The organism is Meiothermus sp., from assembly GCF_025056915.1.
In the GTDB taxonomy this organism is placed as follows: domain Bacteria; phylum Deinococcota; class Deinococci; order Deinococcales; family Thermaceae; genus Meiothermus.
Genome location: NZ_JANWVH010000121.1, coordinates 1 through 5,478, shown reverse-complemented (window position 1 = coordinate 5,478; position 5,478 = coordinate 1). Strand labels below are relative to the sequence as shown.

The 5,478-nt window shown below is 62.5% G+C and carries 6 protein-coding genes; 4 read left to right on the top strand and 2 right to left on the bottom strand.

All coding sequences use genetic code 11. The annotated features are described in order from the left end of the window. Positions 1–108: 108 nt before the first annotated feature. Positions 109–597, bottom strand: a complete 489-nt coding sequence (gene lspA / locus NZN28_RS13695) for a signal peptidase II (RefSeq protein ID WP_295399072.1) — start codon at positions 595–597, stop codon at positions 109–111. 104 nt (positions 598–701) lie between these two features. On the opposite strand from lspA, the gene NZN28_RS13690 reads away from it, so the two are divergent. The 4 genes from NZN28_RS13690 (at position 702) to NZN28_RS13675 (ending at position 4,109) form a co-directional block, all read left to right on the top strand. After that, positions 702–998: a L28 family ribosomal protein gene (locus NZN28_RS13690; protein ID WP_295399070.1), complete on the top strand. Its 297-nt coding sequence runs from the start codon at positions 702–704 to the stop codon at positions 996–998. A gap of 130 nt (positions 999–1,128) precedes the next feature. After that, entirely contained in the window at positions 1,129–1,842 is a 714-nt protein-coding gene (locus NZN28_RS13685; protein ID WP_295399068.1) for a M23 family metallopeptidase, read from the top strand. A gap of 18 nt (positions 1,843–1,860) precedes the next feature. After that, positions 1,861–2,970, top strand: coding sequence for an AI-2E family transporter (locus NZN28_RS13680; RefSeq protein ID WP_295399066.1), 1,110 nt, complete (start codon positions 1,861–1,863; stop codon positions 2,968–2,970). A 2-nt stretch (positions 2,971–2,972) separates the two neighbouring features. Then, positions 2,973–4,109 (top strand): AI-2E family transporter, encoded by a 1,137-nt coding sequence (locus NZN28_RS13675; RefSeq protein ID WP_295399064.1) that lies wholly within the window; start codon positions 2,973–2,975, stop codon positions 4,107–4,109. 35 nt (positions 4,110–4,144) lie between these two features. Here NZN28_RS13675 and tgt read toward each other — a convergent pair whose 3' ends face one another. After that, positions 4,145–5,296: a tRNA guanosine(34) transglycosylase Tgt gene (gene tgt / locus NZN28_RS13670; RefSeq protein WP_295399074.1), complete on the bottom strand. Its 1,152-nt coding sequence runs from the start codon at positions 5,294–5,296 to the stop codon at positions 4,145–4,147. Between the last annotated feature and the right edge of the window lie 182 nt (positions 5,297–5,478).

Genomic DNA, 5,478 nt, shown 5'->3' with positions numbered 1-5,478 from the left:
CCGAGACGCATGTTTTCGAGTTTCCAGGCGGCCACTGTTCTGTTCAGAACCAGGCTTTCTCGAACTCGAGTGGCTCATAAAATGTGAAGAGCGCTCTATTTATGCCCTTCAGTACCGACGCCTGCGCTGGGGCAGCAGTAAAAGGATGACCCCAACGACCACACATCCATCGGCCAGGTTCCAGATGGGAAAGTTGTCCAGAATGGCCAGCCCGGTGCGGTTGATGTCCACATAGTCCACCACCCAGCCATGGCCCAGCCGGTCTACGGCGTTGCCCAGGGCGCCTGCTGCAATCAGAGAAAAGGCAGTCTGGCCCAGCAGCGAGACCCGGCGGTGGTTCACGCTCAAATAGATTAGAATCCCGATGCCCACGACCAGGCTCACCCAGACCAGGATGCGGGCCCCTCCCTGGAAGATGCCGAAGGCGGCGCCGGTGTTTTTGATAAAGGTGGCGTCCACAATCCAAAAAAGATTGGTCAGGAAGATGCCGCCTACGCCAGGGTCGAAGATGCGGGGGCCCACTGCCCACAGCACCATCAGTTTGATGGCCTGATCGGCGACCAGCAGGGCAGGAACCAGCCAGGTGGCGATATTCATACCGCTGGGAAGTCTAGCACGCTCGCGTGAGGGTATGCTATACTCAACGCTGTTGCCCTGAAACAGGGGAGGACTTCCCTTGTTTGGCAGTTAGGAGTCCTGCGATGTCGAAGATTTGCGAAATTAGCGGCAAGCGCCCGACCGTGGCCTACAGCATCATTACCCGGGGTAAGGCCAAGCGTGAAGGTGGGGTGGGGAAGAAGATTACCGGCTACACCAAGCACTGGCAAGAACCCAACCTGCGCAAAGTAACCGTAACGGTGGCCGGACAGGCCATCACCTTCCGGGTGGCCAACAGCCACGTGCACAAGGTCTATGAGCTGGTCGAGCGCTCCAAGGGGATGAAGCTCGAGGGCCTCACCGCCAAACAGATTAAGGCCCGCCTGTTGAGCCTGCTCTAAGAGGAAACCCCCCAAGGGACACAGCCCCCTGTGTCCTTTTTTATTTGGCTCAGGGCGGTCTCTCAGGAACGTGTATCCCAGTACCCGCTGGGTGAGGCCAGGGTTTTGACCAGCGCGATAGAATAAATCCATGCCGATCAAGCCCGGCTGGATCGTGCTGGCCCTGGTGACGCTGCTGGCCCTGTGGCAAAGCGTCCAGCTATCGGGTGCCCGCAGGCAGGTGGCGGGTTTGCAGGCCGAAATTGCCAGACTCAAGCAAGACCTGCAAAAAGGCCCCGAGGGCTTTACCCTCCCTTTGCCGGGGGCCTGTTTGCCCAAAACCGATAGCAACCTGCCGGGCGCCCCCCGCGAATACCGCAAGGGCACCAATCCGGGCTTTGTCTTTACCGGCGACGATGCTTGCGTCCCCGTGCGTTTTGGGATGGGGGTGGTGGCAGCCGCCGGGGGCGAGGTGGTCAAGGCCGAGGCCAATTACAAAGAGATGACCCGCGCCGAGTTCGAGGCCCTGCTTCGGGCGGTGGCCGGGGGCGCCAACCCGGAGCAGATGGACAGGCTGCGCGGGCGGGAGGTCTGGATTCGCCATGCCCAGGGCTTGACCACGGTCTATGCCCATCTTTCGGGCATTGCCCCCGGGCTAAAGGTGGGCAGCAAGGTGACCAAGGGGCAGTGGATTGGGTGGGTGGGCAACAGCGGTACCGAATCGGCGTTGCGGGGCAGCGGGGAAGGGGCAAGGCTGCTCTTTGAGCTGTGGGATGGCGAACCCGACAAGGACAGATATTTTGGTCAGGGCTTAACACCCGAGGCGGTGCGGGCCCGAGCGAAGCTCGAGTTCGGCCTTCCCTGATGCGGTATTGTAGTCCCCATGCGTCAGGACCTCGCCGAGATCTGGAAGCTGCTGTGGGTGCGAATCGCGGTCTACGCGGTTCTTTTTTATCTGTTCATCCAGCTACTGGCGGTGGTTCTGGGCGGGGCGCGGGCTGCCCTGGTGACGCTGGCTCTGGCTTTTGTCTTTGCCTACCTGACCTCGCCCATCGTGCGGGCCCTGGAGCAGCGCAGGGTGCCCCGCTTTTTGGGGGTGATGCTGGTGTACCTGGGGCTGATGCTGTTTTTGGGGCTGGCCTCGTTCCTGATTGCCGACATGGCCAATACGCTGGCCCGCTTTGCCACCGAGCTGCCCCGCATTCTGACCCCGCTGCTGGCTTGGATCGAGAATTTGCCCTCTCGCATCGGACAAATAGAAATTCCACCGGCGCTGGAGGGCGCTTTTGCACAGGCGGCCCAAAACCTGCAAACCCTCTTGCAGGGCTTTACCCAAACCCTGTTGCAAGGATTGCGGGCCCTGCTGGCGCAAGGGGGCAACCTGATCGGTTTTTTTGCTTCGCTGGTGGGGGGGGTGCTCCAGCTTTTTGCAGCCTTGATTATCTCAATTTACCTGCTCTACGACCTGCCCCAGATATCCAGGGCTCTTTTTCAGGCCATCCCGCTGCCCTATCAGCCGGTGGCCGCGGATATTCTGACCAAGCTCGACCGGGCGGTGGGGGGCTACCTGCGCGGGCAGCTTCAGGTGGCCTTCTGGGTGGGCTTGCTGGTGGGGGTGGGGCTCTGGATTTTTGGCATTCCGCTGGCGGGTTCGCTGGGCTTGCTGGCGGGGGCGTTCAACCTGATTCCCTTTGCCGGGGTGATTATTTCCACCGTTCCGGCCTTGCTCCTGGCCCTTACGGTGGGCTGGCCGCAGGTGATTGCCGCCCTGGCGGTGGTGGTGGCGGCGAACCAGATCGAGGCCCATTTCCTGAGCCCGCGCATCCTGGGTCAGAGCACCAGCCTGCACCCGGTGAGCGTGATTGGGGCGATTCTGGTGGGCTCGAGCCTCTATGGGCTGGTCGGGGCGCTCTTGGCGGTGCCACTGCTGGCCTTTCTGAAGGTGCTCTACCTTGAGTTTTACCTGAACAGCCGCTTTTACCGGGAGGGTTGACCGTGCGCGAGACGCTGGCCTGGGCCTGGCAGAACAAATGGGTGCGCTTGCTGGTTTATCTGGCCCTGGCAGGGCTTTTCTTGTGGTTTCTGGCCTGGCTGCTGAGTGGGGCGCGGGCGGCCCTTGGCATCGTGGCGGCGGCTTTTGTTTTTTCCTATATGGTGAGCCCGGTGGTGCGCTTTTTCGAGGCCCGCAGGCTCACTCGAGCCCTGGGCGTGGTTGCCGTTTTTGTGGGAATGCTTTTTTTGCTGGGGCTTTCCACGGTTCTGCTGGCCAGCATGGTGGGGCAGTTGGCCCGTTTTGCGGCCAGACTGCCGGGGCTTTTTCAACCGCTTTTGAACTGGGCTCAAAGCCTGCCCGAGGCGCTGGGCCGTGTGGAGTTGCCGCCCCTGCTCCGCGAGGCCCTGGCCCAGGCCACCATCAACCTGCAAGACCTGCTGCAAAGCTTTACCCAGGTGCTGTTGCAGGCCCTGCAAGGGGTGTTTGCCCAGGGCGGCAACCTCCTGGGCTTTTTGAGCGGCTTGCTGGGGGGCGCTTTTCAGCTTCTGACCGTGATTACCCTCTCCATCTACCTGCTCTACGACCTGCCCCGCATCGGAGCCACCCTTTTCAGGGCCATTCCCGAGCCTTACCAGCCTTTAGCCCAGGAACTCGCCCACAAGGCCGATCTGGCCTTTGGCGGGTATGTGCGCGGCACCATTCTGGGGGCCCTGGCCAACGGAGCGGTTGTGGGGTTGGCCATGTACCTTTCCTTCGGGATTTTCCAGGGCTTCGGGCCTCCGGTGTTCACCCAGGCCATCTCGCTGGGTTTTCTGGCCTTCATCTTTAGTTTTGTGCCGGTGCTGGGGGTCATCATTTCGGCCATTCCGGCTCTGGTGCTGGCTTTACCCCTGGGCTGGGGGGCCTTGCTGGTTGTCACCCTGGCCCTCTGGCTTTGCAACCAGGTGGCCGGGGTCATCTGGCCCATCATCATGGGCCGCACCACCAGTCTTCACCCCGTGACGGGCATTGCTGCGGTGCTGGTTGGAGCCTCGCTCTTTGGGGTGGTGGGCGCACTTCTGGCCGTTCCCCTGGTGGCCTTTCTGAAAATCCTTTACACCGACTACTACCTGAAAAGCCGTTTTTACCGGATGGGGTAGGCGCGGCTTTGGCAAACGCTCGCTTTGCTGCCAGGCTACCAGTGCCCGCCCTCCTCGAGGGCCCTGGTAAACCACCCTGGAATTTCGCGCCCGAAGCGCCTCCCAGCAAAGTCCTGGGCGAATGCGCCATACTCGCCCGAACGGATAGCGGTTCTGGCTCCTTCCATCAGGCGGTGCAGGTAGCGCAGGTTGTGCAGCGAGATCATGCGGGGGGCCAGCATCTCCTCGGCCCGTACCAGGTGCGAGAGGTAGGCCCGGCTGTAGTGCTGGCAGGCGTAGCAGTCGCAGTCGGGGTCTATAGGGCGGGGGTCGTCGAGGTGGCGGGAGAGCTTCAGGTTGAGCCGCCCCTCGGGCACCAGGGCATAGCCAAAGCGCCCGGTGCGGGTGGGGTAAACGCAGTCGAACATGTCCACCCCCAGCGCCACTGAGGCCACCAGGTCTTCGGGGTGGCCCACCCCCATCAGGTAGCGGGGCCTGCCCTCCGGCAAAAGCTGGGTAGAAAGGGCCACGGCGGGGTACATGCCTTCCTTGGGCTCGCCCACCGCCAGCCCCCCAATGGCAAAGCCGGGGGTGTCGAAAGCCACGGTGGCCTCGGCGCTCAGGCGGCGCAGCTTCAGGTCAATCCCCCCCTGGGCAATGGCGAAGAGGGCCTGGTCGGGGCGGGTTTTGGCCCTCAGGCAGCGCTCGAGCCAGCGCAGGGTGCGCTCGATGGAGGCCTTCAGGTAGTCCGGGGTGGCGGGGTAAGGGGGGCACTCGTCAAAGGCCATGATGATATCGGCCCCCAGGGCTTCCTGTACTTTTATGCTGTACTCCGGGGTGAGCTCGATCAGGTCGCCGTTCAGATGGCTGCGGAAGGTTACGCCCTGCTCGCTGATTTTTCGCAGGTCGCCCAGGCTCATGACCTGAAAGCCGCCCGAGTCGGTGAGCCAGGGGCCCTTGTAGGCAGCGAAGCCGTGCAGCCCCCCCAGCGCCTGCACCCGCTCTGGTCCCGGACGCAAGAGCAGGTGGTAGGTGTTGCCCAGCACAATCTGCGAGCCGATTTCCTCGAGTTCCCTGGGCGTGATTCCCTTCACGCTGCCCTGGGTGCCCACCGGCATAAAGAGCGGGGTCTGCACCACGCCGTGGGGGGTGGTGAAAAGCCCTGTGCGGGCCCTGCCGCACTGAGCGGTGATGGAAAACTCAAACACCTGGGTATTTTCGGGGTTGTTGAGGCCAGGCGCAAGGCCACCGGCCAATGCCAGCACACGGCCAGGCTGTATGCATGAGTCGGCTGGGACGCTCCTTGCCCTGGGTTTTCGACCTATCGCGCTCTTCACAGACGTGGCCGCCCACGAAAACGAGAAGGGACAAAGAGACGTGCCTCACCGAG